This is a genomic window from Mesorhizobium album (assembly GCF_033977205.1).
Lineage (GTDB): Bacteria > Pseudomonadota > Alphaproteobacteria > Rhizobiales > Rhizobiaceae > Mesorhizobium > Mesorhizobium album.
This window is the reverse complement of the sequence record NZ_JAVIIW010000001.1, coordinates 275,894-300,110: the sequence shown is the minus strand read 5'-3', so window position 1 is coordinate 300,110 and position 24,217 is coordinate 275,894. Positions and strand designations below refer to the sequence as shown.

The window sequence follows — 24,217 nt, the reverse complement described above, 5'->3', positions numbered from 1 at the left end:
AATCTTTTTGTTTGAGCATGATCTTTTCCGAAAACCGCTGCACACTTTTCCGGATCATGCTCTAGAGTCCGAGTTCCGAAAGGCCAGGATGGTCGTCCGGCCGGCGCCCGAGCGGCCAATGGTACTTTCGTTCGCTTTCGGCGATCGGCATGTCGTTGATGCTCGCAATGCGTCGGCGCATCAGCCCGTCTGCGTCGAATTCCCAATTCTCGTTGCCATAGGAGCGGAACCAGTGACCGCTATCGTCGCGCCATTCATAGGCGAAGCGCACGGCGATGCGGTTGTCGTTCCAAGTCCAGACCTCCTTGATGAGGCGGTAGTCCAGCTCGCGCGCCCATTTGCGCTTGAGGAAGGCAACGATCTCATCACGTCCGGAAATGAATTCAGCCCGATTTCGCCAAACGCTATCTTCTGTGTAGGCGAGCGAAACCCGCTCCGGGTCGCGGCCGTTCCAGGCGTCTTCCGCGAGCCGTGCCTTCTGCGCTGCTGTTTCCGCCGTGAAGGGCGGCAATGGCGGACGGCTCATATGGACCTCCTGTCCTCGTTTCGATCGAAGAAGACAGAGCATTGTACCAATCGGTACAATAAGTCAACAAAGGGCAGGGCGCTATTGTTTCGTCGCCAGCCCCTTTAGCCTGTACAGCGCCTCCAGCGCTTCCCTTGGCGTCATCTCGTCGGGATTGATGGCGCCGAGCGCCTCGCCCAGCGCATCGTTCTTTGCCGGCTTAGGCGCCTCGCGCTTCACCGCCACCGAAAACAGCGGCAGGTCGTCGACCAGCCGGTTGGTCTTGCCCGAAACCTCACCGTCCTCGAGCTGGTGCAGCACTTCCTTGGCGCGGGCCACCACCGCCTCCGGCAGGCCGGCGAGCCGCGCCACCTGCACGCCATAGGAGCGGTCGGCCGCACCCTTGCCGACCTCGTGCAGGAAGACGACGTCACCTTCCCATTCCTTGACCCGCATGGTGACGTTGGAGAGCCGAGGCAACTTTCCGGCCAGCGCCGTCATCTCGTGGAAATGCGTGGCGAAGATCGCCCGGCAACGGTTCTTCTCATGCAGATATTCGACCGCCGCCCAGGCGATCGACAGGCCGTCGAAGGTCGCGGTGCCGCGGCCTATCTCGTCGAGGATGACCAGCGCCCGCTCGCCCGCCTGGTTGAGGATCGCCGCCGTCTCGACCATCTCGACCATAAAGGTCGAGCGGCCGCGCGCGAGGTCGTCGGAAGCGCCGACGCGCGAGAACAGGCGGTCGACGACGCCGATACGGGCGCCTTCAGCCGGCACGAAGGATCCGGTTTGGGCAAGGATGGCGATCAGCGCGTTTTGCCTGAGGAACGTCGACTTGCCGCCCATATTGGGACCGGTGAGCAGCCAGATGGCGCCGGCCTTCGCTCCGCCTTCGGGCGAGAGGTCGCAATCATTGGCGACGAACGGGCCTTCGCCGGAACGCCTGAGCGCCTGTTCGACCACAGGATGACGTCCGCCGGAAATCTCGAAGGCGAGGCTGGCATCGACCGCCGGCCGGCACCAGCCCTCGCTTTCGGAAAGCAAGGCGAGGGCCGACGACACGTCGAGCACGGCGAGCGCCTCGGCGCCGGCGCGGATGCTGTCGGCCTCGCTGACTACCTCCGCCGTCAGCCGGTCGAAAGCGGCGAGCTCGATGCTCAGCGCCCGGTCGGCGGCATTGGCGATCTTCGATTCCAGCTCCGCCAGTTCGGTCGTCGTGAAGCGCATGGCGTTGGCCATGGTCTGGCGATGGATGAAGCGGGCCTTGGCGGCGTCGCTGCCGGTCATCACGCCATGGTGGTTGGCGCTGACCTCGATGTAGTAGCCGAGCACATTGTTGTGCCGGATCTTCAGCGAGCGGATGCCGGTCTCCTCGATCAGCGAGCGCTCCAGCTCGGCGATCACTTTTCGCGACTCGTCGCGCAGCGCGCGCATCTCATCGAGCTCGGCATGATAGCCGCTGCGCACGAAGCCGCCGTCGCGCTTGATGAGCGGCAGTTCGTCGTCGAGCGCCTCGCTGAGATGGCGGGCGAACGCCTCTGGCAAAGCCTTGATCGCCGCCAGCGCCGCGGCGAGCTCGGCCGGAAGAGTGGTCGTCGCGAACAGTTCGGCGATGGCGCCCGCCGCTTCAAAACCGGCGCGCAGTGCGCCGAGGTCGCGCGGGCCGCCGCGGTTCAGCGCCAGCCGCGACAGCGACCTTGGCATGTCGGCGACGCTTTTCAGGCTCGCCCGCAAGCCTTGGCAGAGCCGCGTCTCGGCGCGGAAGAACGACACAGAATCCAGCCTTGCCGCGATTGCCGCCGGGTCGGTCAATGGCGCCATCAGCCGGTCGGCGAGCAATCGCCCGCCGCCGCCGGTCACCGTGCGGTCGATCGCCTTGAACAGCGAGCCTTCGCGGCTGCCGGACAGCGTGCGCAACAGTTCCAGGTTGGCGCGCGTTGCCGGATCGATGAACAGCGTCGAGCCACTCTCCTCGCGCTCGGGGCGCGACAGCGGCGGCCGCTCGGCCTTCTGCGTCTTCTCAACATAGGCGATGGCGCCCGAGATCGCCGACAGCTCGGCGCGCGAGAAGGTGCCGAAACTGTCCGGCGTCGCCACCTCGAAGAAGCGGGCGATGCGCCCCGTGGCCGATGCCGAATCGAACAGCGACGGCGGCTGCGGGTTGGCGACCCGGCCGAGCACGTCGAAGACCGGCCGCAGCTCCGGGTCGTGGAACACCGGCTCGGCGACGATCAGCTCGCGCGGATCGACGCGGAAGATGTCGGCAAGCAGCCGCTCGGCCGTCGTCTCGGCAACCCGGAACGCTCCGGTCGATATGTCGATCCAGGCCAGCGCGAAGCTGCCCGGATTGCCCGCGGCACCGCTGCCCTTCACTCTGCCCAGCGCCATCAGGAAGCTCGATTCCGAAGGCGCGAGCAGCTTGTCCTCGGTTATGGTGCCGGGCGTGACCAGCCGCACCACGTCGCGCCGCACCACCGATTTCGAGCCGCGCTTCTTGGCTTCCGCCGGGTCCTCGATCTGCTCGCAGACGGCAACGCGAAAACCTTGCGCGATCAGCTTCTGCAGATAGTCGTCCGCCGCATGCACCGGCACGCCGCACATCGGAATGTCGTGGCCCTGGTGCTTGCCGCGCCGTGTCAGCACGATGCCGAGCGCCTGGCTCGCCTTCTCGGCGTCGTCGAAGAACAGCTCGTAGAAATCGCCCATGCGGTAGAACAGAAGCGAATCCGGGTTCGCCGCCTTGATCTCGATATACTGCTCCATCATCGGCGTGACGCCGCCCATGGCGGGTGCCGTTGTCGTCGTCTCTTGGGCGTCGGTATCGGTCGGCATGTGCATGTTCATGCCGGGACGCTAGCAGATGTGACAGTAGGGTTTAATGCCGGCGCCTCGAAAAGCAGGGGAAACCGCGCGCCATGCTGCCAGCCGGCTGTCGACCGAGCCGCCGCCTTCCATGTTGAAGCAGCTTTGCCCGCCTTGGCGGTTTACAGCGGCCGCGTGTAGCCTTAATCCGGAAATCCATAAGAAAGCAGCCGTTCCAAGCGGTGCCGAAAGGTGAGGGAACCAAAAGCATCATGGCCAGGAAAACCGAAAGCAGCGGACCCTCCGTCAGCGCGCAGGAGGCGCTCGAATTCCACGCCATGGGTCGGCCCGGCAAGCTGGAGATCGTCGCCACCAAGCCGATGGCCACCCAGCGCGATCTCAGCCTCGCCTATTCGCCTGGCGTCGCCGTTCCCGTGCGCGCCATCGCGGAAGACCCGAGCCGGGCCTTCGACTACACTGCGCGCGGCAACATGGTCGCGGTCATTTCCAACGGCACCGCCATCCTCGGCCTCGGCAATCTCGGCGCGCTGGCCTCGAAGCCGGTCATGGAAGGCAAGGCGGTGCTGTTCAAGCGTTTCGCCGATGTCGATTCCATCGACCTCGAAGTGGCGACCGAGGACGCCGACGAGTTCATCAACTGCGTGCGCTTCCTCGGGCCCTCCTTCGGCGGCATCAACCTCGAGGACATCAAGGCGCCGGAATGCTTCATCATCGAGCAGCGCCTCCGCGAATTGATGGATATTCCGGTCTTCCATGACGACCAGCACGGCACCGCCATCATCTCGTCCGCCGGCCTGATCAACGCGCTGGAAATCACCGGCCGCGACATGAAGGCCACGAAGATGGTCTGCAACGGCGCGGGCGCCGCCGGCATCGCCTGCATCGAACTGATGAAGGCGATGGGTTTTCCGCCGGAAAACATCACCCTGTGCGACACCAAGGGCGTGGTCTTCCAGGGTCGCACCGAAGGCATGAACCAATGGAAGTCGGCGCATGCGGTCAAGACCGAGGCGCGCAGCCTCGCCGAGGCGCTGGACGGCGCCGACGTCTTCCTCGGCCTTTCCGCCAAGGGTGCGTTGACCCCCGCCATGGTGCAGTCGATGGCCAAGAACCCGATCATCTTCGCCATGGCCAATCCCGACCCGGAGATCACGCCGGAAGAAGTGGGTGAGATACGCACCGATGCCATCATGGCCACGGGGCGCTCCGATTATCCGAACCAGGTCAACAACGTGCTCGGCTTTCCCTATATCTTCCGCGGCGCGCTGGATGTCCGGGCCACCACCATCAATGACGAGATGAAGATCGCCGCGGCCAGGGCATTGGCCGAACTGGCGCGCCAGGATGTGCCGGACGATGTCGCGGCGGCCTATCAGGGCAACCGGCCGAAATTCGGCCCCAACTACATCATCCCGGTGCCGTTCGATCCGCGCCTGATTTCGGCAATCCCGCTCGCGGTGGCCAAGGCCGCGATGGACTCCGGCGTTGCCCGCAAGCCGATCCTCGATCTCGACCACTATGCGCAGGAGCTTTCGGCGCGCCGCGATCCGATCGCCTCGACCTTGCAGCGCATCTACGACCGCGTGCGCCGCCAGCCCAAGCGCATCGTCTTCGCCGAGGGCGAGGAAGAGCAGGTGATGCGCGCCGCCGTCTCCTATGTGAACCAGAGGCTCGGCACGGCGATCCTGCTTGGCCGCGACGATGTCATCAAGGAGAATGCCCGCAACGCCGGCGTCGATCTCAACAAGCAGGGACTAGAGATCATCAATGCCAGGCTGTCGCGCCGCAACGGCATCTACACCGACTATCTCTATGAACGCATGCAGCGGAAGGGTTTTCTGTTCCGCGACTGCCAACGGCTGATCAACAACGACCGCAACCATTTCGCCGCCTGCATGGTGGCGCTGGGCGACGCCGACGGCATCGTCACCGGCGTGACACGCAATTATTCCACCGCGCTCGACGACGTGCGCCGCGTCATCGACGCAAAGCCCGGCCATCGCGTCATCGGTGCCTCGATCGTACTCGCGCGCGGCCGCACCGTGATGATCGCCGACACCGCCGTGCACGACATGCCGAACGCCGAGCAGATCGCCGACATTGCCGAGGAGGCCGCAGGCTTTGCCCGCCGCATGGGCTATGAGCCAAGGATTGCCATGCTTGCCTATTCCACCTTCGGCCATCCGCAGGGCGAGCGCTCCGAGCGGATACAGGAGGCGGTGCGCATCCTCGACAAGCGCCGCGTCGATTTCGAATATGACGGCGAGATGGCGGCCGACGTGGCGCTGAATCCGCGCGCTATGGCGCAGTATCCGTTCATCAGGCTGACCGGCCCGGCCAATGTGCTGGTGATGCCGGCATTCCACTCGGCCTCGATCTCGACCAAGATGCTGCAGGAACTCGGTGGCTCGACGGTTATCGGCCCGCTGCTGGTCGGCCTCAACAAGCCGGTGCAGATCGTCTCGCTGAACGCCAAGGACAGCGATATCGTCAACATGGCGGCGATCGCGGCCTATTCGGCGGGCAACTGACGAGCGGCCGGCGCTTCAACAGCATCGCTTGGGAACAAACAAAAAAGCCCGCGACGTGTCGCGGGCTTTTTCTTAGGGGCAGGGATTCGATCAGAACGAGCGCTGGAAGCGGAGGATACCGCCGACGCTGTTCTTCTTGTCGGCCTTGGTAAAGTTGCCATAGATGCTCGGATTGCCAAATTCACCGTAGTGATCGTAGTCAACTTCGGCCGTGACCGTGAAGCCGGGGACCATGGTATAGGCGACGTTCGCAGCCACACCGTAGTTCTTCTGCTCATCACCCGAGACCTGGAGGTTGAAGGCGGTCTTCTCGTTGAACTTGTAGGTGCCGCCGGCCCAGAATGCCCAGTTGCCAGCCCACTGCTTGTAGAAGCCGCGACCGCTCGCAGGAATTGTGTTGGTCGGATCGGTGAGGTTGTCGTCCGAGCCGTAGCCGAACATGCCGAACAGCGACAGCTCCTTGGTGACATTGAAGTCCACGCGGACTTTGCCGGCCACTTCCTCGTAGTTGCTGTCGTAAGCTACGACGCCCGTGATGGCACCCCAATCCTGCTTGTACTTCACGCCGCCGACGACGTGCGGAACATAGCTGTCGATCGTGCCAACAACGCCCGAACCTTCTTCGAGCGAGACCACGGCCGAAAAGCCGTTGCCGGCGTCGAAGTAGTACTGGACGACGTTGGTGTCGAAGTTGCCATAGGGAACGATCGTGTCCTGGATGACGCTGCCGGCGTAGCCGACGAACGTATCAAAGGCCGATTCGTCCTTACCGACGCGCAGCCCACCGAGCTGGATCCAGGCGAATTTCACCGAGACGCCCTTGTCAACGGCAGGATTGCCGGCGGCAAGGCTGCCATAGCCGTTGCTATTGCCGAAGTTGAAGCGCATTTCTGTGTAGGTCTTCAGGGTGCCGAGCTCGGTTTCCTGGCCCGTCCAGGTCTTGAAGGTGAAGCGGGCGTTCTTCTTCCAGGTGCCCTGCTGGCTACCGTCTTGGTGGTCGAAGGACTTCGCGCCGTCGAACGAGCCGACGTCGCCGAGGCCGATATCGTAACGGACATAGCCGCCGATGCGCAGGCAGGTCTCGGTGCCCGGGATGTAGAAGTAGCCGGCTCCGTAGACGTCGCAGATCTTGACGTATTCGGCCGGTTCCGGCTCGGCGACGGTGACCGCGTCGGCGGCGCGAGCACCGGAAACTGCGATCAGGGCCGCAGCTGAGCCGAGAAGAAGGCTCTTGATGTTCATTTTCTTGAATCTCCAGTCAAAGGTTCAAGACAGGTCTGCGCATGCCCTTCCAGGCCCTGCTACCCCCGTCCCCATCGTTGAAAAAGCTGTGCACCCCGGCGCCGCTTCTTCGCTCCCGACATGGCCTAATCGGCGGGCGCGTACAACAGAGATTATGTTCGAAAAGCGGCCTTTCGACCGCTTCTAAAAGTCCTGTTGCACGAATATCACGTCATATATTTGAAAGAATGGCACATATTGCACAAAGTATACATTTGAAATGGAAATTTGACCTGTGAAACGTGCCAAATGTGCCATTTATTACAGTTTTATGACGAAAGGATAGCCGGCTAATATTCGCGGACATCGGCACCCGGAAACGCGAAGCCATATTGGAACAACGGATCAGGGCAAGCTGCGCGCGACGCGAACCACGTCCTCGATCATGTCCTCGCGCAGCATTGCGATGGGGGTGCGACCGCCCAGTTCGGCCGAGGGCCGGGTCAGCCAGAACCAGGCCAGCCTCGGATTGGCGATCGCCGTCAATACCTCGCTAATGCCTGGGGCCGGCCTGCCGTCGACGAACTGGGCCAGCGGGAAGACATGCTTGCGGCCGCCCTTGCGCAGCGCGACAACTTCGCCCCGCCTTTGCCAGCGATGCAGCGTCGAGCGCGGGATCCGGAGCTTTTCTTCCAGGTAGGTCGACCCGGCGACCTCGCCGGCCCAGTCTTCGATCAGCATCGACTGCAGCTCGGAGGCCCACTCGGCAAAAGGCCGGGGAGCAGGCCTGACGGCCCCGATTGTCGGATTTTCGTCCACGCTGTTGGCGTCGCCCGAGTCGGCGCGTGCGATCTTCTCCGCCATTGTGCGGAAGAACTCGGACGCGAATCCGGTCCAGCCGCCCTTGAAGGAGGTGATTGCAAGCCGCTGCGCCTGTGGCAGGAAGGGAAGGGCCGCGGCAATGCTGCCGGCCATCGCGCTGGCGCAAACCAGCGCCTCCGCGTCAAGCAGGACACCATGCCGCATCAATGCCTGCTGCACGGCCTCGGCCACCAGGCCGGCCAGGGCATCCTGCGAAATTCCTTCAGGCGGATTCAGAAATCTGGTCATGCATCTGTCTTGCGCGCCGCGCTCTCCTCCCAGCCACGGCGGTTCTTGAACGGCTATAACGGAAAGCGGCAAGCGCAACGGCAACAGACGCAGCGACCGTAAAGGTTGCTGTCTTGCATTTTTGGCACCCCAACTGCTGCGGGCGTCCCGAAATGTCAGTCGTAGAACGCCCACTATGCCTGTAGGAGCGATCTATGACAGCGGCGCGACAGACGGTGTCCTTTCCTTCTCCCCTTGTGGGTGAGCAGCCGGTTCGCGAAGCGAACTCATCGTGCCGGTGGCACGATGAAAGGCCAGCGAACGCCGGGACGCTGCGGAGCAGTGGGGACCCCGGCCGGGGTGGATCGGCGCGCAGCGCCGAGACGGATGAGGGGTGTTGAAAGAATGAAGCGCGGCAGAGCTGTCACCGAGGACGGACGTGGATGAACGTGTCCGCCAAGCTGGAGCACCCCTCATCCGTCGCCTACGGCGACACCTTCTCCCACAAGGGGAGAAGGGAAAGGCCGCCTTTACAGTAGCCCCGCCTGCTCGGCCTCGCGGCGCAAATTCTGCCTTGGCCGCGGACCGATCTGCTGGATCACCAGCCCGGCGGCCAGCGAGCCGAGGTCGCCGCAATCCTTGAGACTGCGCCCGGTCGTATAGCCGTAGAGGAAGCCGGCGGCGTAGAGGTCGCCGGCGCCGGTCGTGTCGACCAGTTCCTTGATCGCCGTCGCGTTTATGGTGACGGTCTCGTTGCCACGCACGACCACCGAGCCTTTTTCCGAGCGCGTGACGGCGGCGATCTTGCAATCCTTGCGTATCGCCGCCAGCGCGTCCTCGAACGAGGAGGTCTGGTAGAGCGACTTGATCTCGTGGCTGTTGGCGAAGACGATGTCGACCGTGCCGGAGCGCATCAGCTCGAGGAACTCGTCGCGGTAGCGGTCGACGCAGAAGGGATCCGAGAGCGTCATCGACACTTCGCGCCCGGCGGCATGCGCTAGCCTCGCCGTCTGCCGGATCGCTTCCTTGGCGCGCGGCGGATCCCACAGATAGCCCTCGAAATAGGTGACCCTGGCGCCGGCGGCCTTGTCGGCTTCGACATCTTCCGGGCCGAGCTCCACGCAGGCGCCGAGATAGGTGTTCATCGAGCGCTCGCCGTCCGGCGTGACGAAGATCATCGAGCGCGCCGTCGGCGGCTCGCCGCTGAGCGGCCTAGTGTCGAAGGCGACGCCCTGGGCGTGGATGTCGTGGGTGTAGATCTCGCCGAGCGCATCGTTCGACACCTTGCCGAAGAAGGCGGCGCGGCCGCCGAAGCTCGCCACGCCCGCCGCCGTGTTGCCGGCGCTGCCGCCCGAAGCCTCGATCGCCGGACCCATGCGGCTATAGAGCAGCTCGGCGCGCCTGGTGTCGATGAGGTTCATCGCGCCCTTGATGATGCCGTTGGTCTCGAGGAAGGCCTCGTCGCACTGGGCGATGATGTCGACAATGGCATTGCCGATGCAAAGCACGTCATATTCCGGCATCAATGTCTCCGCCAACGACCACCGGCTTTCTGCCATGCCGGCCGGGCGCGGGTCTAGCGGCTTGCAACCGCTTTGCCTACCCCGAAAATCGGCATCGGTTTGCGCCGGGTCGACTTGGACGGGGTCGTTCGCCGGCTGCGGCAATGCTAGCGTCAAACTGGGCCACAACAGCAGCGATGCCGGCAGTTATGGTTTCACCGCGATCGAAACATTTCCGTCTCGTCTCGCGCTAGAAGCAGATCGTCCCGGAAACAAGGCACGGACCACCAGATGTCTGAGAAGACCGACATGACCGCCGAACTGGCGCTGTTAGGGGTTCTGGCGGTGTTGTGGGGTGCCTCCTACACCTTCATCAAGATCGGCGTCGAGACGATCCCGCCGGTGACCTTCATCGCCGGCCGCACACTGATTGCAGGCAGCATTCTGCTTGGCCTCATCCGCTGGCGCGGCCTTACCATGCCTCGGGACGCGGTGAACTGGCGCCGCTTCATGTTCCAGGCCTGCCTGAACAGCGTCATTCCGTTCACGCTGATCGCGGCCGCCGAGCGCTCGATCGACGCCGGCCTCGCCACCATCCTCAATGCCACGTCGCCGATCTTCACCTTCCTGCTGACGGCGCTGATCACGCGCCACGAACCGGTGACGCTGCGCAAGCTGGTCGGCGTCGGCGCCGGCATCGCCGGTATTTGCCTGATCGTCGGCACCGAGGCGCTCGGCGGTCTTGGTCATCAGCTCTGGGCGCAGCTTGCCGTCGTCGCGGCTACCGTCAGCTATGCGGGTGCTGCCATTTTCGGGCGCAATTTCAGGGGGCTTGATCCGATGGTGCCGGCGGCCGGCTCGATGATCTGCGGCGCCGCGATGCTTATTCCCTTGAGTCTCGTCTTCGACCGGCCCTGGACGCTGATGCCGTCGACGGCTTCCGTCCTGGCGCTACTGGGCCTTTCGGTCTTCTCCACCGCGCTCGCCTTCTCGATCTTCTTCCGCCTCATCCACACGCTTGGCTCGGTCGGCACCACCTCGCAGGCCTATCTGCGCGTGCCGATCGGCGTCGGCATCGGCGCCCTCTTCCTTGGCGAGAGCCTCGGCCCGACCGCTTGGCTCGGCATGGCCTTTGTCGTCGTCGGCGTCGCGGCCATGACCATTCCGGCCCGGCAGACCAGGCTTGCGCAATAATGCATGTCGCCCAAAAGTGTGCAGCGGTTTTGGGAGAACGACATGCACCAGAAAAAAGCATGTCGCCCAAAAGTGTGCAGCGGTTTTGGGAGAACGACATGCATCAGAAAAAATGCATGTCGCCCAAAAAGCGCTTCGCCTGAATCCGTTTCGATGCGACGCGCTTTAGTTGCGCTGGTCAAAAAGCCCGCCTATCTCGGAAGCGTCTTTTCGATGAGGGGCTTGGACCTGCCGTGATCCTCGACGCCGCCCGCGCCGCCGCCAGCCGGCTGTTCTCGCCCGAATTCCGCTCCGTCTTCCTCAAGACGCTGGGCCTGACGCTGCTGGCGCTGGTGGCGCTATGGTTCGGCGTCGAAAGTCTGCTCGAATGGCTGGCTTGGCCGTGGCTGCACACGCTTCTGCCCGGATTGCCGTCCTGGGCCGGATGGCTTGGCGCAGTGATCGCCGGCATCCTCCTGGCGATACCGATGGCGCTGCTGGTCGCGCCGGCAACGGCGATCGTCGCCGGTCTATTCCTCGACGACGTCGCCGAAGTGGTCGAGCGCACCGACTATCCGAGTGATCCGCCCGGCCGCGCGGTGCCGGCGCTGCATTCGCTGGTGCTGGCGATAAAGTTCTTCGGCGTCGTCATCCTCGGTAACATCGTCGCCCTGTTGCTGCTCCTGGTGCCGGGCATCAACATCGCCGCCTTCTTCATCGTCAACGGTTACCTGCTTGGGTGCGAGTTCTTCGAATTCGCCGCCATGCGCTTCCGTCCCGAGGCCGAGGCCAAGGCGCTGCGCCGGAAATATGCCGGCACCGTGTTCCTGGCGGGACTGGTCATCGCGGTCTTCCTGGCCGTACCGCTGCTCAACCTTTTGACGCCGCTCTTTGCGGCGGCCATGATGGTGCATCTGCACAAGGCGGTGTCGGCACGGGGGGCAGGCCGAACGCTCTGATTGCCTCAGCGCAGCAGAAAGCCTTGCCCCAACTCATCGTCCGGCTCGACGACGAACTCGGCGCGCCCGCAATAGTAGGCGCGGCCGCCGACGCGGGCGATGATCGCCTCATGCGGACCGGCAAGCGCTGTACTTGCGACCGAGCCTGAAAAGCGCGACCCGGCGATGCTTTCGAACGTCCTCGTCTGGCCGATGCCGATCTCGCCCTTGGCATGCATGGCGGCCAGCCTGGCGGTAACGCCGGAGCCGGTCGGCGAGCGGTCGACCTCGGCTTCCGCGAACACGCAGACGTTCTTTGTAGGATCGCCGGAAAATACATCCCGCCCGTCGGTCAGGATCGTGCCATAGAGGAAGGCGAGGTCGGAATGGTCAGGGTGCGTCAGCCGGAAGTCGGCCTTGAGCCTTTCGGTCAGCGCCGTCGCCGCATCAACGAAATCGCGCACCGGGTTGCGGCCGAATTCCAGCCCGAACTGCCCGCAATCGGCCAGCGCGTAGAAGGCGCCGCCATAAGCGACATCGAAGCCGATCGAACCGAAACCCTGCAAGTCGATCCTCTGGTCGCGCGCAAACAGGAAGGCCGGAACGCTCTCGAACGAAACGGCGCCCGCCTTGCCACTTTTGACCTCGACGGAGGCGACGACCAGTCCGCACGGCGCCTCGATCTTCACCGTCGTCACCGGCTCCTGTTTCTCGACAAGCCCTTCGTCGACAGCATAGCGGCCAAGCGCGATGATGGCGTGGCCGCACATGGTCGAATAGCCTTCATTGTGCATGAACAAGACCGCGAGATCGGCGCCGGGAAGGTCGGGCTCCACCAGCAGCGCGCCATACATGTCGTAGTGGCCGCGCGGCTCGAAGATCAGCAGCTTGCGCAGATGGTCGAGATTGTCGCGCACATAGGCACGCTTCTCCAGGATCGTGCCCTTCGGGATATCGGGATAACCGCCGGTGATGATCCTGAGCGGCTCGCCGCCGGTATGCATGTCGACAACGGTGAGCGTCATGCGCCGGTCTCGCGGAACAGCGCCTGCAGCTTGCCGAACGGCATGGCGGCGCGGGTGAAGCCGAAGGTGCCGTCTTGCTGGATCTCGCGCGCCGCCGTCTCCAGCATGCCGTAGGCGAAATTCGTCAGCCACGGGCCGAGCGAGACGCGTTTGACGCCTGCCATGGCAAGGTCGGCGACGGTGAAGCCGGGCCGCGCCATGACATTGACCGGCTTGCCCACCGCCGAGCAGACCAACCGCACCGTGTCGATGTCGCTCAAGCCCGGCGCATAGAGCACATCGGCGCCGGCCTTCTCGAAAGCCTGCAGCCGCTTGATCGTGTCGTCGAGATCGGTCTTGCCCCACAGGAAATTCTCGGCCCGCGCGGTGAAGACGAAATCGTGCTTGAGGGCGCGAGCCGCCTCGGCGGCCGCGGCGACGCGTTCGACCGCATGCGAGAAATCATAGATCGGATTGTCGGGGTCGCCTGTATGATCCTCGATCGAGCAGCCGGCAAGACCGGCGGCTTCAGCCGCGAAGATAGTTTCGGCGGCCTGCTCGGCGCTGTCGCCCTTGCCGCGTTCGAGATCGGCCGAAACCGGCAGGTCGGTCGCCGCGGTCACCTCGCGGCAATGGTGGATCATGGCCTCGAAGGTCACGGCGCCGTCAGGCAGGCCGCGCGAGAAGGCGAAGCCGGCGCTGGTCGTGGCCAGCGCCTTGAAGCCGAACGAGGCCAGAAGTTTGGTCGTGCCGACATCCCAGGGATTGGGCATGACGAAGGTCGAGGCATGCAGATCGCGAAAAATCTTGCCCTTGTCCATGGCGGGTCCTCAATGATGTTTTCGGTGTGGTGAAGAGAATTTATCGCGGCTGCCCGGGCCGGGCAAACGAATGCGGTTGGCTCAGAAGCGTTTGGCATTCTCTGCTGACAATCTCTCGAAGGCGTCGGAGTCCCCTACATAACGCGACTCGGCGTTGTCCCAATGATAGGTCACCGAAATGTCGTGCGAGACGGCCTCGGGCGCTGGCTCCTCGCAGCTTTCGCCGCTCGGCACGGTGGCATCGGTGACCGTCGCCCTGATCGCCGCGTAGGGTTTTTCGCCGCCGGGAGCCTGGAAGGACAGGTCCTGCGTGCGCTTGTAGGCACAGACATTCTCGTCGAACGTGTTGATCTGATCGATCGCTTCGAAGCGGTCGCCGCGGACCAGGATCAGGATCGTGCTGACATAGCCCTGGTTCGAATTGAAATGCGTGCTCATGGTGATGAGCACATCGTCGCCCGGGCCGACCGCGAGCTTGCCGGGATCGCGAAAATAGCTGTTCTGGTCGGTTCCGACATTGACCGCGTCGAGCAGCCTCGGCTTGCCTGCAAGGTCGTAGAGCGCCAGCACAGCAAAGCCCTCGGCGCTGTCCTCAGCCTGCCCGAGGTCGAAGAGCATGGCTAGACGTTCCTTACTGCCGGCCTTGATGGGAAGAACGGCAGCGTTAGGCAGGTTGATAGTCTCGGGCGGCGAGCCGCCTTCGTCGCCGCCGAGGATATGGCGCATCTCGATCGGCGCGCTGCCCTTGAAGAATCCGTCATCGCTGGCGGCGAGATCCGGGACGACCATCTTGGCGAGATCGAGATAGGTGACGTCCTGATGGCCGGGAACGGCGCTGTTCAACTCCGGAAAGCTGACGGCCTGTGCGCTCGCTGCCGCCCAGAGCCATGGCAGCAGCAGGCAAGCCAGCATGAGACGGGATAAGACGGAAATCATGGAGAGCCCCTCGAAGGCGCTCACGGTAACATGGAGTTTTGCGTCGCGCAGCCGGGACGAGATCAGTGGATCGGCACCAGCCCGGCGAGCTCCCGCATGTCGTTGAACAATATCCCGCCGGCTTCCGCCAGGCCGTCGCGGTCCGAGAACGGATCGGCATGATAGGAAAATACCCGCATGCCGGCGGCAATGCCGGCCTGGGTGCCTGCGACGCTGTCCTCGATGACGATGCAGTCGGCGGGCGCGAAGCCCATCGTCCTTGCCGCATGGAGGAAGAGGTCCGGGAACGGCTTGCCGCGACCGACCATGGTGGAAGAGAACATCGCGTGCTCGAACAGCGGCAAAAGCCCGGTCTGGCCGAGCGTGATATGCATCTTTGAGACCCGCGCCGATGAGGCGACGCAATAAGCGATGCCGGCGGCAAGCACCTTCTCGATGAAGTCGCGCACGTGAGGGATCGCCTCGACGCCATGCGCGAACAGGTCCGGCAGGCCGGCATTCCAGCGCTCGACGAAGTCGGCGCCGAGCCTGACCGCGGTCGCCGCTTCGATCTCCTTCTGCACCGAGACCATGCTGCGGCCGGAAAAGTTCTTGCGGCAATATTCGAAGGTGGTGGCAAAGCCGGCGGCGCTCAGCCATTCGGCCAGGCGCTTGTTGGCAAGGTTCTCGGTGTCGACCAGAACCCCGTCGCAGTCGAAAATGACCAGCTTCGGAGACATCAGGCGGTGCCGGTCGACCCGAACCCGCCGGCGCCGCGCGCCGTGCCGCCGGCAAGCGTACGCTCCTCGACCGCAACCTGCGTCACCGCGGCAAAGATGATCTGGGCGATCCGCATGCCGCGCGTCACAGCGAAATCCTCGTCTCCGAGATTGACGAGCAGCACCTTCACCTCGCCGCGATAGTCGCTGTCGATGGTTCCGGGCGTGTTGAGGACGGTGAGCCCATGCTTGAAGGCAAGACCGGAACGCGGCCGCACCTGGCCTTCCATGCCTTTCGGGATTTCCAGGATCAGCCCGGTCGGCACCAGCGCGCGTTTTCCGGGCAGGATCAGCAATGGCCGGTCTTCCGGCACCGCGGCTCGCAAATCCATGCCGGCGGCGCCCGTGCTCTCATAGGCCGGCAGCGGCAATCCCTCGCCATGCGGCAACCTGACGAAGCCGACAGTAGGACCGATGACGGAGGAAGGAGAGACAGCCATGCGCATGAGCCCATTCCTATCGGCGCGAATGCCGATTCGGTCAACTCGGGTGTGAACCTATCAACGGCTTTCTTTGCGGCACGGTTCCGGCGCCGTTAGCGCAGCTCCACCGGAACGACGGTCGTCTCCTTGATCTCCTCCATGACGAAGGAAGCCGAGACGTCCGACAGCGCGACCTTGGCAATCAGCCGCTGGTAGAGCCGGTCATAAGCTTTCACGTCGGCGACGCGGGCCCTCAGCACATAGTCGAGGTCGCCCGACATGCGGTAGACGCCGGTGATCTCGGCAAAGCCGGTCACCGCCGCGCGGAATTTCTGCAGCCAGTCCGGGTCATGGTTCGACGTGCGGATCAGGATGAACACCGAAAGGCCCAGCCCAAGCTTGTCGGCATCGACCAGCGCCACACGCCCGGTGATGACGCCATCCTCCTCCAGCCGCCTGACGCGCCGCCAGCAGGCGTTGCGCGACAGCGCCACGCGCTCCGAGAGCTGATCGACGGAAAGCGTGCCGTCGCGCTGCAGCTCCGCCAGCAATCTTCGATCGATTGCATCAAGTCCATGGGCCATATTGGGATGAATGTCCCATAATTGGCTTTCGTTCAAGGACAAATTGAGACCAATGAACCTTCGACCTATGGCAAGGTACCCACCATCGGGGCTCATCCCGGCAGGAGGGAGTACCAACATGACGACACGGCTTACGGCACTTTTCACCACTCATCCGGCCAAGGTCGGCGAGACCTATTTCGGCCACATGGCCTTCGCCGCCTGGTTCTGTTCCCGCCTGTTGATGGCCGCGGGCGCGGCGCTCGTTCACGCTTTCTTGCCGTTTCTGTTCGAGACTACGGCGAGCCGAATCGTTCGCGAGCTCTACGAGCGCACGCAAAACAGAGGCTCACATGCGGTGAAGGAGCCGGCGGCTCTCATGGACCGCGCCTGATAGATGGTGGAATGCGATGTGCCGGTGGGCGGCCTATCTTGGTGAAGCGGTCTTCCTCGAAGACATCGTCACCGCGCCCTGCCACTCGCTGATCGTCCAAAGTCATTGCGCCCAGGAGGCCAAGTCACCGACCAATGGCGACGGATTCGGCCTCGCCTGGTATGGTGATCGGCCCGAGCCCGGCCTCTATCGCGACATCCTGCCGGCCTGGTCGGACCCCAATCTGAAAAGCCTCTGCCGGCAGATCAAGTCCGGCCTGTTCCTCGCCCATGTGCGCGCCGCGACCGGCGGCGCCACCAGCCGCATGAACTGCCATCCTTTCGTATCCGGCCGCTGGTCGTTCATGCACAACGGCCAGATCGGCGGTTTCGAAAAGATCCGCCGCGTGCTGGAAAATTCACTCTCGGATGCTGTCTTCGACCAGCGCGAAGGGACGACCGATTCCGAGCTCTTTTTCCTGCTGATGCTCGACGAAGGCCTGTCCGCCGACCCGATAGGCGCAGTGTCCCGCGCCACCAGCCGCGTCATCGAGGCCTCGCGCCGCGCCGGTGTCGAGCCCTCCTTGAAATTGACTGCCGCCTTTTCGGATGGCGAGGCGCTCCACGCCGTGCGCTTCGCCACGGACGGCCATGCGCCGACGCTCTATACCGGCGCCTTCACAAGTCGCGCCGGCCGCTGCCTAGTCTCGGAACCCTTTGACCGCGACGGCGGCGACTGGCAGGCGATCCCGCCGTCGAGCTTCGTCACCATGGCGAGGGACGGCACCAGCATTCAACCGTTTGCGCCTGCGGTCGCGCAACTGGCAATGGCCGTGTAATTCCAAAAAAATCGGCCACGTCGCAGGACAGAGGGGCGCCGTAGAGCGCAGATCTGATCAAACTTGACGCGCAATTTCGATCAAGCGTCACCCAGTCTTGAATGCTGAACTCTTGGCTTGAAGCCACGCGCCAATCCGCCATTTCACGCTGGGCGCGGCCAGAGCCGGAGCTTTCACCATGGATACCGCCTTCTCCTCAGTCGTCGAACTCGCCGCCGCGATTGCCGAGCGCAAGATATCGGCGGTCGAGGCGCTCGACGCGCACCTCGCGCAGATCGATCGGCACAACAAGGCGATCAACGCTGTCGTGATCCTCGACCGGGAAGGCGCGCGCGAGCGTGCCAGACAAGCCGATGCGGCGTTGGCTCGCACCGACACGCTCGGCCCGCTGCATGGCGTGCCCTTCACCTTGAAGGACACGCACGAGACGGCGGGCATGAGGACCACCGTCGGCTTCCCGCCTTTTGCCGACTATGTGGCCAGGAAGGACAGCCCGGTCGTCGCCCGGCTGAAGGCGGCGGGAGGCGTGCTGGTCGGCAAAACCAATGTCGCCACCATGCTGGGTGACTGGCAGTCGGACAATCCGTTGTTCGGTCGCACCGGCAACCCGTGGGATTTGTCGCGCACGGCGGGTGGCTCGAGCGGCGGTGCCGCAGCCGCTGTTGGCGCCGGCCTCACCCCCTTCGAAGTGGGGACGGACATGCAGGATTCGATTCGACTGCCGGCTGCATTCTGTGGAGTCTACGGGTTGAAGCCTACCGAGCATCGCGTCTCGCTGGCCGGCGCTTTTCCCGATCCGGGCGGCGCTCCACGCAGCGTCCGCTTGATGTCCTGTGTTGGGCCGATTGCTCGCAATCTGGAGGACCTGGCGCTGATCTACCGGATCATTGCCGGTCCGGACGGAGCCGACACCGATCTGGCGCCGGTGCCGGTTGAGCCGATGCCGAAGCTCGAGCTGAAATCGCTGCGCATTGCCTTCGCCAGCACCTTCCCCGGTTTTCCGGTGGCCGCCGAGATCAGCGCGGCGGTGGAAAGATTGGCCGCCGGGCTCGCCTCCGCCGGCGCCAGCGTCGAGGAAGCAAGACTGCCGAAACTCGACCTGCATGACGACCTCGCCGAGGGCGGCAAGCTGATCGGCATGATGTTGGAGGCCTCGCAGCCGGAACAGCCGACGCCGGTGTCACAGTGGTTTGCGGCGCTTGCCCGGCGCGATCGGTCGATCCTTGCCTGGCAGCGCTTCTTCGAAAGCTGCGACGCCTTCCTCTGCCCGGTTGCGATGACCACGGCCTTTGCGCACTGCAAGCCGGGAACCACGCTCAAGGTCAGCGGCAAGGACGAGAGCTATTGGATGCTGCCGGCCTACGGCGCGGTGTTCAACTATTCCGGCCATCCTGCAGTCGCCATCCCGTGCGGACTGGACAGCGGCGGTTTGCCAATTGGCTTGCAGCTGGCCGGACGGCGCTGGTCGGAAGCGCGGCTGCTCGGCATCGCCGCAGCGATCGCGCCGTTGGCTGGCGGGTTTCGCCGGCCGCCTGGCTACTGAGCGAAACGCGACAGTGCATAAGGCGCGAGCAACGCATCGCGCTCGTTATCGAGGATTTCGCGGGCTGCAAACAGTCCGATGGCCGGCGCCAGCGTGATGCCGGAATGGGTAACGGCGATATAGAGGCCGCCGACGCTGTCGGCGCGGCTGACGATCGGAAACCCGTCGGTCGGGGTAGGGCGGTAGCCAACTGTGTGGAAATCGAACTCCAGCCCATCGCCGCCGCTCAGCATCGCTTTCATCGCCGCGAACAGTTCGCGCGCGGTAGCCTCCGGGTTCTCGCCTGGGTCACCGCCGCCGAAATCCGAGCCGGCGATGATGCGCCCCTCCGCCGTCTGGCGCATGTGCAACTTCTCGGCCAGCACCAGACCGTTGAGCAATTTCTTGTAAGGGCGCGAATGCACGATCAGGCCCGGCGGCGTCTCGATCGGCAGCTCGATGCCGGCCGTTGCGGCGATCGCAGGAGCGCCTGCGCCGGCGGCGATCACCACCTCGTCGGCGGCGAAGATTTCGCCCGAAACGACCACGCCGGTGACTTTGCCATTGGACAGCGCCAGCGCATCGACGGCTCCTGCGACGATCCGCGCCCTGCGCCGTTCGGCATCGGCAAGCAGCGCCTTGGCGGTGGCAACCGGCTCGGCGACGCCTTCCTCGGCGACATAAAGGGCAAGATCGGGAGGCTCCGCCAGATTGGGCTCGATCCGCGCCGCCCGCTCGCGGCCGACGCGCTCGATGCCGTAGCCCCAGGACGAATGCTCGGCCGCGTAAGCTTCGAGCCTGTCCGCCGGCAGGTCCCAGCATAGGCCGCCGCACCAGGCGAGCGGCAATCCCGGCAGTTCCTTTGCCAGTCGCATCCATTCGGTCATCGCCCGGGTGCGCAGCCGGAAGTAGGTTTCGGGGTTACCCCAGCTAGCATTGATCCAGGCGAAGGAATTCGGCGTGGCGACACCGCCGGGGCCGCTCTCGGAGACGACCGTCACCCGCGCACCGGCCTTTGCCAGATGCCAGGCGATCGATGCGCCGATGATGCCGGCGCCGATGACGATGACTTGTTTGGCCACGATATCTTCCTCCTCGGCGCCACGTTCCGGACCTCTCCAACTGCCATTTGCCGCAGTCCTTTGCCAATGCAAAAATTTCACCACTTGACATCAATACGTACGTACGTATTATTTTGCCATGGCTAGACAATCACTTCGCGAAAACCTTCTCGACGCCGGTTTCCGGACCATCTGGAATTCCGGCTACACGGCAGCCGGCGTGCGTGACATCGTCGCCGCGGCCGGCGCCAGGCCTGGCTCCTTCACCAACCATTTTGCCTCCAAGGAGGAATTCGCCGGTGAGGTGCTGGAGCGTTACTTCGCCTATGTCAGCGGACTGGTCGAAAAAGCGCTGGCGCGCGACGGCACGCCGCCCGCGGGGAGGCTTCGCCGCTATCTCGATGTCATCACCTCGAAGCTCGCAGCGCATGACTGGGCGCGCGGCTGCATGATCGGCAATCTCAGCCTCGAGACGGCGGTTCACAGCGAGCCGCTCAGGCTGCGGCTGGTCGACATTTTCGAGCGTTGGCGCAAGCCTTTCGCCGAATGCATCGCGGAAGGCCAGGCAGCGGGCGAGATCACCAAGGCGTTCGATGCCGCGGACCTTGCCGATTTCCTCTTGAGCTCCTGGCAGGGGGCCATGCTGCGCATGAAGGTCGAGCGCAGTCCCGAACCGCTCGAGCGGTTCAAGAACATCATCTTCAGCACCGTGTTTGGGAAGGAGACTATGCGATGAATTGGAAGACCGACGGACAACAGGCTGGCGGCACCGCGTTACGGCGTTCCCAAGTGACCGTGCTCGATTCCACCATGTCCTGGCTGGAGGCCGGCGCGGCCGGTCCGACTGTGCTGTTCCTGCATGGCAACCCGACCTCCTCCTACATCTGGCGCAACATCATCCCGCATGTCGCGCCGGTTGGCCGCTGCATCGCGCCGGACCTCATCGGCTACGGTCAGTCGGGCAAGCCCGATATCGACTATCGCTTCTTCGATCATGTCCGATACCTCGATGCCTTCCTTGAGACGCTCGACATCGAGGATCTGGCGATCGTCGCCCAGGATTGGGGCACCGCACTTGCGTTCCATCTCGCGGCACGACGCCCGCAACGCGTTTTGGGCTTGGCCTTCATGGAATTCATCCGGCCGTTCGAGCGCTGGGAGGATTTTCACCAGCGCCCACAGGCGCGCGAGCTGTTCAAAGCGCTGCGCACGCCGGGCGTCGGCGAAAAGCTGGTGCTGGAGGACAACGTCTTCGTCGAGAAAGTGCTGCCGGCTTCCGTGTTGCGGCCGATGAGCGAGGAGGAGATGGCGGCTTACCGGGCGCCATTCCCGACACCTGCGTCGCGCAAGCCGATGCTCCGCCTGCCAAGGGAGCTTCCGATCGAGGGCCAGCCTGCCGACGTCGCCGCCATCAGCGAACACGATCACCGGGCGCTGCGGCTTTCCTCGTATCCAAAACTGCTTTTCGCGGGCGATCCCGGTGCTCTGATCTCGCCGCAGGCGGCACAGGAATTTGCGGCCGGGCTGAAGAACTGCCGGTTCATCAATTTGGGCCCGGGCGCCCATTATCTGCAGGAAGATCACCCGGATGCCATCGGCACAGCCATCGCCCACTGGCTGCCGAAGATCGCGAGAGCACAAAGCATGGCCCAACTGGCCTGAGCCGAGGCGATGGGGCCCGAGGTGTTTCCCATCCATGTCGACAGGCCGGCGCAGCGCTGGTAGAAGCGCCGCCTGTCACACGGAACGCCTGGAAGAAATGCCCGAGACCATTCCCGAAGAGGTATCGCGCCGCCGCACCTTCGCGATCATCGCCCACCCCGACGCCGGCAAGACGACGCTCACCGAGAAGCTGCTTCTGTTCGGTGGCGCCATCCAGCTTGCCGGCGAGGTCAAGGCCAAGAAGGATCGCATCCAGACCCGGTCGGACTGGATGAAGATCGAGCGCGAGCGCGGCATCTCGGTGGTCACCTCGGTGATGACCTTCGAGTATGACGACAATGTCTTCAACCTGCTCGACACGCCCGGCCACGAGGATTTTGCCGACGACACTTATCGCACGCTGTCGGCGGTCGACTCGGCTGTCATGGTCATCGACGCCGCCAAGGGCATCGAGCCGCGCACGCTGAAGCTGTTCGAGGTTTGCCGGCTGCGCGACATCCCGATCATCACCTTCGTCAACAAGATGGACCGCGAGAGCCGCGATCCCTTCGAGATCCTCGACGAGATCGAGCAGAAGCTGGCGCTGGACACGGCTCCCGTCACCTGGCCGATTGGCCGCGGCAAGACCTTTTGCGGCACCTATCACCTGGCGCAGAACGCGGTGCGCCGGAGCGACGACGAGAAAGAGCGCACGCCGGTCCACGGCCCGGACTCCAATCGCGTCGCCGGCCTCTTGCCGGAAAACGAGCGCAACGACTTCATCGAGGAACTGGAGCTGGCGCGCGAGGCCTGCCGTCCGCTCGACATCGACGCCTTTCGCGAAGGCCACCTGACGCCGGTCTATTTCGGCTCGGCGCTGCGCAATTACGGCGTGCGCGACCTGATCGAGGCCCTCGGCGCCTTTGGGCCGCCGCCGCGCGCGCAAGAGGCCGACAGCCGTAAGGTCGAGGCGACCGAGGAGAAGATGACCTCCTTCGTCTTCAAGATCCAGGCCAACATGGACCCCAACCACCGCGACCGCATCGCCTTCGTCCGCGTCTGCTCGGGCAAGCTCGAGCGCGGCATGAAGGCGAAGCTGGTGCGCACCGGCAAGCCGATGAGCCTGTCGGCGCCACAGTTCTTCTTCGCCCGCACCCGCGTCACCGCCGACGAGGCCTTTGCCGGCGACGTCGTCGGCATCCCCAACCACGGCACGCTGCGCATCGGCGACACGCTGACCGAGGGTGAGGAGATCCTGTTCCGCGGCGTGCCGAACTTCGCGCCGGAAATCCTGCGCCGCGTCCGCCTCGGCGACGCCATGAAGGCCAAGAAGCTCAAGGAAGCGCTGCACCAGATGGCCGAGGAGGGCGTCGTGCAGCTGTTCTCGCCGGAGGACGGCTCGCCCGCGATCGTCGGCGTCGTCGGCGCGCTGCAGCTCGATGTGCTCAAGGAGCGGCTGAACATCGAATACACGCTGCCGGTGGATTTCGAGATGTCGCGCTTCTCGGTCTGCCGCTGGATCTCGGCCGACGACAAGGCGGATGTGCAGCGCTTCATCGAGGCGCATCGCGGCGACATCGCCCGTGACCTCGACAACGACCCGGTGTTCCTCGCCCAACACGCCTTCTCGCTGAACTACGAGGCCGAGCGCTGGAAAGCGATCCGTTTTACGGCAGTGAAGGATTATCAGGTCCGCGACAAGGCGGCGTGAGCTCCTCCTTCTCCCCTTCTTGTGGGAGAAGGTGTCGCCGAAGGCGACGGATGAGGGGTGTTCCAGGGAACACCAACGCTCCGCTGGAACACGCCTCATCCGTCTCGGCGCTGCGCGCCGATCCACCTTCTTCCACAAGGGGAGAAGGGGAAGTCCGCTCACCCCCTGGCCGCTTCCTCGATCTTGGCGATCTCGATCTTACCCATCTGCATCATCGCCGACATCACCCGGCCGGCCTTGGCCCTGTCCGGGTCCTGAAGCAGGCGTGGCAGTTGCTCCGGCACGACCTGCCAGGAGACACCGAACTTGTCTTTCAGCCAGCTGCACGGGCCGGGCTCGCCGCCCTCGGTGAGCCTCTCCCAGAAATAGTCGACCTCTTCCTGCGTCTTGCAGTCGATCGACTGCGACATCGCCTCGTTAAACTTGAAGTTGGGGCCACCATTGAGCGCCTGGAACGGCACGCCGTCGAGTTCGAATGAGGTCATCAGCACTTTGCCCTCGTTGGCGTGACCCTCGGGCCAACGCAAAACGCTCAGCACCTTCGAATTCTTGAAGATGGAGATGTAGTGGTTCATCGCCTCCTCGGCCTGGCCGTCGAACCACAGGCATGTGGTGATCTTTTGCATGTCTTGCTCCTCGGACTTTTCAGGTTGGTTCCATCTTCAACGGCGCGCCGGCGACTTTGTGCCGTTTCCGTGCCGCCTGCCTCAAGGACGGACCCGTAAGGCGCGATCCGACAGCGATTTCCAAATTTTCCTGAAGATTTGTGGCGCAGCGCAAAACTG

The 24,217-nt window shown here is 64.1% G+C and carries 22 protein-coding genes; 9 read left to right on the top strand and 13 right to left on the bottom strand.

The genetic code is table 11. The features are described from left to right. Nucleotides 1–61 precede the first annotated feature (61 nt). A complete protein-coding gene (locus tag RFN28_RS01395) occupies nucleotides 62–526 on the bottom strand; it encodes a nuclear transport factor 2 family protein (RefSeq protein WP_320285562.1) in 465 nt (154 codons plus the stop codon). 81 nt (nucleotides 527–607) lie between these two features. Then, entirely contained in the window at nucleotides 608–3,337 is a 2,730-nt protein-coding gene (mutS, locus tag RFN28_RS01390; protein ID WP_320285561.1) for a DNA mismatch repair protein MutS, read from the bottom strand. Nucleotides 3,338–3,579: 242 nt separating this feature from the next. Between mutS and RFN28_RS01385 the strand changes: the two genes are divergently transcribed. Further along, a complete protein-coding gene (locus tag RFN28_RS01385; protein WP_320285560.1) occupies nucleotides 3,580–5,859 on the top strand; it encodes an NADP-dependent malic enzyme in 2,280 nt (759 codons plus the stop codon). 90 nt (nucleotides 5,860–5,949) lie between these two features. On the opposite strand, the gene RFN28_RS01380 is transcribed toward RFN28_RS01385, so the two are convergent. The 3 genes from RFN28_RS01380 to RFN28_RS01370 all read right to left on the bottom strand — a co-directional run bounded on the left by RFN28_RS01380 (nucleotide 5,950) and on the right by RFN28_RS01370 (nucleotide 9,692). After that, the gene (locus RFN28_RS01380; RefSeq protein WP_320285559.1) at nucleotides 5,950–7,101 is read right to left on the bottom strand and encodes a porin; all 1,152 of its coding nucleotides are present in this window, start codon (nucleotides 7,099–7,101) and stop codon (nucleotides 5,950–5,952) included. Nucleotides 7,102–7,485: 384 nt separating this feature from the next. After that, complete coding sequence (locus tag RFN28_RS01375) at nucleotides 7,486–8,262, bottom strand: antitoxin Xre/MbcA/ParS-like domain-containing protein (RefSeq protein WP_320285558.1); 777 nt, start codon at nucleotides 8,260–8,262, stop codon at nucleotides 7,486–7,488. Between the two features lie 437 nt (nucleotides 8,263–8,699). Next, nucleotides 8,700–9,692: an adenosine kinase gene (locus RFN28_RS01370; protein WP_320285557.1), complete on the bottom strand. Its 993-nt coding sequence runs from the start codon at nucleotides 9,690–9,692 to the stop codon at nucleotides 8,700–8,702. Between the two features lie 270 nt (nucleotides 9,693–9,962). Here RFN28_RS01370 and RFN28_RS01365 point away from each other — a divergent pair, with 270 nt between their 5' ends. Together RFN28_RS01365 and RFN28_RS01360 are read left to right on the top strand one after the other, a co-directional pair. Further along, nucleotides 9,963–10,865, top strand: coding sequence for a DMT family transporter (locus tag RFN28_RS01365; RefSeq protein WP_320285556.1), 903 nt, complete (start codon nucleotides 9,963–9,965; stop codon nucleotides 10,863–10,865). 233 nt (nucleotides 10,866–11,098) lie between these two features. Next, nucleotides 11,099–11,803, top strand: a complete 705-nt coding sequence (locus RFN28_RS01360) for a sulfate transporter family protein (protein WP_320285555.1) — start codon at nucleotides 11,099–11,101, stop codon at nucleotides 11,801–11,803. A 5-nt stretch (nucleotides 11,804–11,808) separates the two neighbouring features. Here the strand turns inward: RFN28_RS01360 and RFN28_RS01355 are convergent, their stop codons facing one another. The 6 genes from RFN28_RS01355 to RFN28_RS01330 all read right to left on the bottom strand — a co-directional run bounded on the left by RFN28_RS01355 (nucleotide 11,809) and on the right by RFN28_RS01330 (nucleotide 16,307). Then, a complete protein-coding gene (locus RFN28_RS01355) occupies nucleotides 11,809–12,807 on the bottom strand; it encodes a proline racemase family protein (protein ID WP_320285554.1) in 999 nt (332 codons plus the stop codon). Next, on the bottom strand, nucleotides 12,804–13,607 hold the full coding sequence (locus RFN28_RS01350; RefSeq protein ID WP_320285553.1) for an isocitrate lyase/PEP mutase family protein: 804 nt from the start codon (nucleotides 13,605–13,607) through the stop codon (nucleotides 12,804–12,806). The genes RFN28_RS01355 and RFN28_RS01350 overlap by 4 nt, the downstream gene beginning before the upstream one ends. Before the next feature lie 81 nt (nucleotides 13,608–13,688). Further along, nucleotides 13,689–14,543, bottom strand: coding sequence for a hypothetical protein (locus tag RFN28_RS01345; RefSeq protein WP_320285552.1), 855 nt, complete (start codon nucleotides 14,541–14,543; stop codon nucleotides 13,689–13,691). Between the two features lie 62 nt (nucleotides 14,544–14,605). Then, nucleotides 14,606–15,265 (bottom strand): HAD family hydrolase, encoded by a 660-nt coding sequence (locus tag RFN28_RS01340; protein ID WP_320285652.1) that lies wholly within the window; start codon nucleotides 15,263–15,265, stop codon nucleotides 14,606–14,608. After that, nucleotides 15,262–15,747 carry a dUTP diphosphatase gene (gene dut, locus RFN28_RS01335; protein ID WP_320285551.1) on the bottom strand — a complete coding sequence of 162 codons (486 nt, stop codon included), beginning with the start codon at nucleotides 15,745–15,747 and terminating at the stop codon, nucleotides 15,262–15,264. Before dut ends, RFN28_RS01340 begins: the two co-directional genes overlap by 4 nt. A gap of 89 nt (nucleotides 15,748–15,836) precedes the next feature. Further along, nucleotides 15,837–16,307: an Lrp/AsnC family transcriptional regulator gene (locus RFN28_RS01330; RefSeq protein WP_320285550.1), complete on the bottom strand. Its 471-nt coding sequence runs from the start codon at nucleotides 16,305–16,307 to the stop codon at nucleotides 15,837–15,839. Between the two features lie 118 nt (nucleotides 16,308–16,425). Between RFN28_RS01330 and RFN28_RS01325 the strand changes: the two genes are divergently transcribed. The 3 genes from RFN28_RS01325 to RFN28_RS01315 all read left to right on the top strand — a co-directional run bounded on the left by RFN28_RS01325 (nucleotide 16,426) and on the right by RFN28_RS01315 (nucleotide 19,040). After that, on the top strand, nucleotides 16,426–16,680 hold the full coding sequence (locus tag RFN28_RS01325) for a DUF6356 family protein (RefSeq protein WP_320285549.1): 255 nt from the start codon (nucleotides 16,426–16,428) through the stop codon (nucleotides 16,678–16,680). A gap of 16 nt (nucleotides 16,681–16,696) precedes the next feature. Continuing rightward, a complete protein-coding gene (locus RFN28_RS01320) occupies nucleotides 16,697–17,497 on the top strand; it encodes a class II glutamine amidotransferase (RefSeq protein WP_320285548.1) in 801 nt (266 codons plus the stop codon). A gap of 178 nt (nucleotides 17,498–17,675) precedes the next feature. Continuing rightward, nucleotides 17,676–19,040: an amidase gene (locus RFN28_RS01315; RefSeq protein WP_320285547.1), complete on the top strand. Its 1,365-nt coding sequence runs from the start codon at nucleotides 17,676–17,678 to the stop codon at nucleotides 19,038–19,040. Here RFN28_RS01315 and RFN28_RS01310 read toward each other — a convergent pair. Further along, complete coding sequence (locus tag RFN28_RS01310; protein ID WP_320285546.1) at nucleotides 19,034–20,101, bottom strand: NAD(P)/FAD-dependent oxidoreductase; 1,068 nt, start codon at nucleotides 20,099–20,101, stop codon at nucleotides 19,034–19,036. The genes RFN28_RS01315 and RFN28_RS01310 overlap by 7 nt on opposite strands. A gap of 118 nt (nucleotides 20,102–20,219) precedes the next feature. Between RFN28_RS01310 and RFN28_RS01305 the strand changes: the two genes are divergently transcribed. The 3 genes from RFN28_RS01305 (at nucleotide 20,220) to RFN28_RS01295 (ending at nucleotide 23,432) form a co-directional block, all read left to right on the top strand. Beyond that, a complete protein-coding gene (locus RFN28_RS01305; protein WP_320285545.1) occupies nucleotides 20,220–20,816 on the top strand; it encodes a TetR/AcrR family transcriptional regulator in 597 nt (198 codons plus the stop codon). Next, nucleotides 20,813–21,742, top strand: a complete 930-nt coding sequence (locus RFN28_RS01300; protein WP_320285544.1) for a haloalkane dehalogenase — start codon at nucleotides 20,813–20,815, stop codon at nucleotides 21,740–21,742. Before RFN28_RS01305 ends, RFN28_RS01300 begins: the two co-directional genes overlap by 4 nt. A gap of 97 nt (nucleotides 21,743–21,839) precedes the next feature. Beyond that, on the top strand, nucleotides 21,840–23,432 hold the full coding sequence (locus RFN28_RS01295) for a peptide chain release factor 3 (protein WP_320285543.1): 1,593 nt from the start codon (nucleotides 21,840–21,842) through the stop codon (nucleotides 23,430–23,432). 158 nt (nucleotides 23,433–23,590) lie between these two features. On the opposite strand, the gene RFN28_RS01290 is transcribed toward RFN28_RS01295, so the two are convergent. Then, the gene (locus tag RFN28_RS01290) at nucleotides 23,591–24,058 is read right to left on the bottom strand and encodes a VOC family protein (RefSeq protein WP_320285542.1); all 468 of its coding nucleotides are present in this window, start codon (nucleotides 24,056–24,058) and stop codon (nucleotides 23,591–23,593) included. Nucleotides 24,059–24,217: the final 159 nt, after the last annotated feature.

What these genes read in the sequence shown, in the direction of transcription:
- RFN28_RS01355 (WP_320285554.1), bottom strand. Translation starts at nt 12,807, where the DNA reads ATGACGCTCACCGTTGTCGACATGCATACCGGCGGCGAGCCGCTCAGG.
- mutS (WP_320285561.1), bottom strand. Translation starts at nt 3,337, where the DNA reads ATGCCGACCGATACCGACGCCCAAGAGACGACGACAACGGCACCCGCC.
- RFN28_RS01385 (WP_320285560.1), top strand. Translation starts at nt 3,580, where the DNA reads ATGGCCAGGAAAACCGAAAGCAGCGGACCCTCCGTCAGCGCGCAGGAG.
- RFN28_RS01300 (WP_320285544.1), top strand. Translation starts at nt 20,813, where the DNA reads ATGAATTGGAAGACCGACGGACAACAGGCTGGCGGCACCGCGTTACGG.
- RFN28_RS01325 (WP_320285549.1), top strand. Translation starts at nt 16,426, where the DNA reads ATGACGACACGGCTTACGGCACTTTTCACCACTCATCCGGCCAAGGTC.
- RFN28_RS01395 (WP_320285562.1), bottom strand. Translation starts at nt 526, where the DNA reads ATGAGCCGTCCGCCATTGCCGCCCTTCACGGCGGAAACAGCAGCGCAG.
- RFN28_RS01350 (WP_320285553.1), bottom strand. Translation starts at nt 13,607, where the DNA reads ATGGACAAGGGCAAGATTTTTCGCGATCTGCATGCCTCGACCTTCGTC.
- RFN28_RS01330 (WP_320285550.1), bottom strand. Translation starts at nt 16,307, where the DNA reads ATGGCCCATGGACTTGATGCAATCGATCGAAGATTGCTGGCGGAGCTG.
- RFN28_RS01315 (WP_320285547.1), top strand. Translation starts at nt 17,676, where the DNA reads ATGGATACCGCCTTCTCCTCAGTCGTCGAACTCGCCGCCGCGATTGCC.
- RFN28_RS01320 (WP_320285548.1), top strand. Translation starts at nt 16,697, where the DNA reads ATGTGCCGGTGGGCGGCCTATCTTGGTGAAGCGGTCTTCCTCGAAGAC.
- RFN28_RS01365 (WP_320285556.1), top strand. Translation starts at nt 9,963, where the DNA reads ATGTCTGAGAAGACCGACATGACCGCCGAACTGGCGCTGTTAGGGGTT.
- RFN28_RS01380 (WP_320285559.1), bottom strand. Translation starts at nt 7,101, where the DNA reads ATGAACATCAAGAGCCTTCTTCTCGGCTCAGCTGCGGCCCTGATCGCA.
- dut (WP_320285551.1), bottom strand. Translation starts at nt 15,747, where the DNA reads ATGCGCATGGCTGTCTCTCCTTCCTCCGTCATCGGTCCTACTGTCGGC.
- RFN28_RS01305 (WP_320285545.1), top strand. Translation starts at nt 20,220, where the DNA reads ATGGCTAGACAATCACTTCGCGAAAACCTTCTCGACGCCGGTTTCCGG.
- RFN28_RS01290 (WP_320285542.1), bottom strand. Translation starts at nt 24,058, where the DNA reads ATGCAAAAGATCACCACATGCCTGTGGTTCGACGGCCAGGCCGAGGAG.
- RFN28_RS01295 (WP_320285543.1), top strand. Translation starts at nt 21,840, where the DNA reads ATGCCCGAGACCATTCCCGAAGAGGTATCGCGCCGCCGCACCTTCGCG.
- RFN28_RS01345 (WP_320285552.1), bottom strand. Translation starts at nt 14,543, where the DNA reads ATGATTTCCGTCTTATCCCGTCTCATGCTGGCTTGCCTGCTGCTGCCA.
- RFN28_RS01370 (WP_320285557.1), bottom strand. Translation starts at nt 9,692, where the DNA reads ATGCCGGAATATGACGTGCTTTGCATCGGCAATGCCATTGTCGACATC.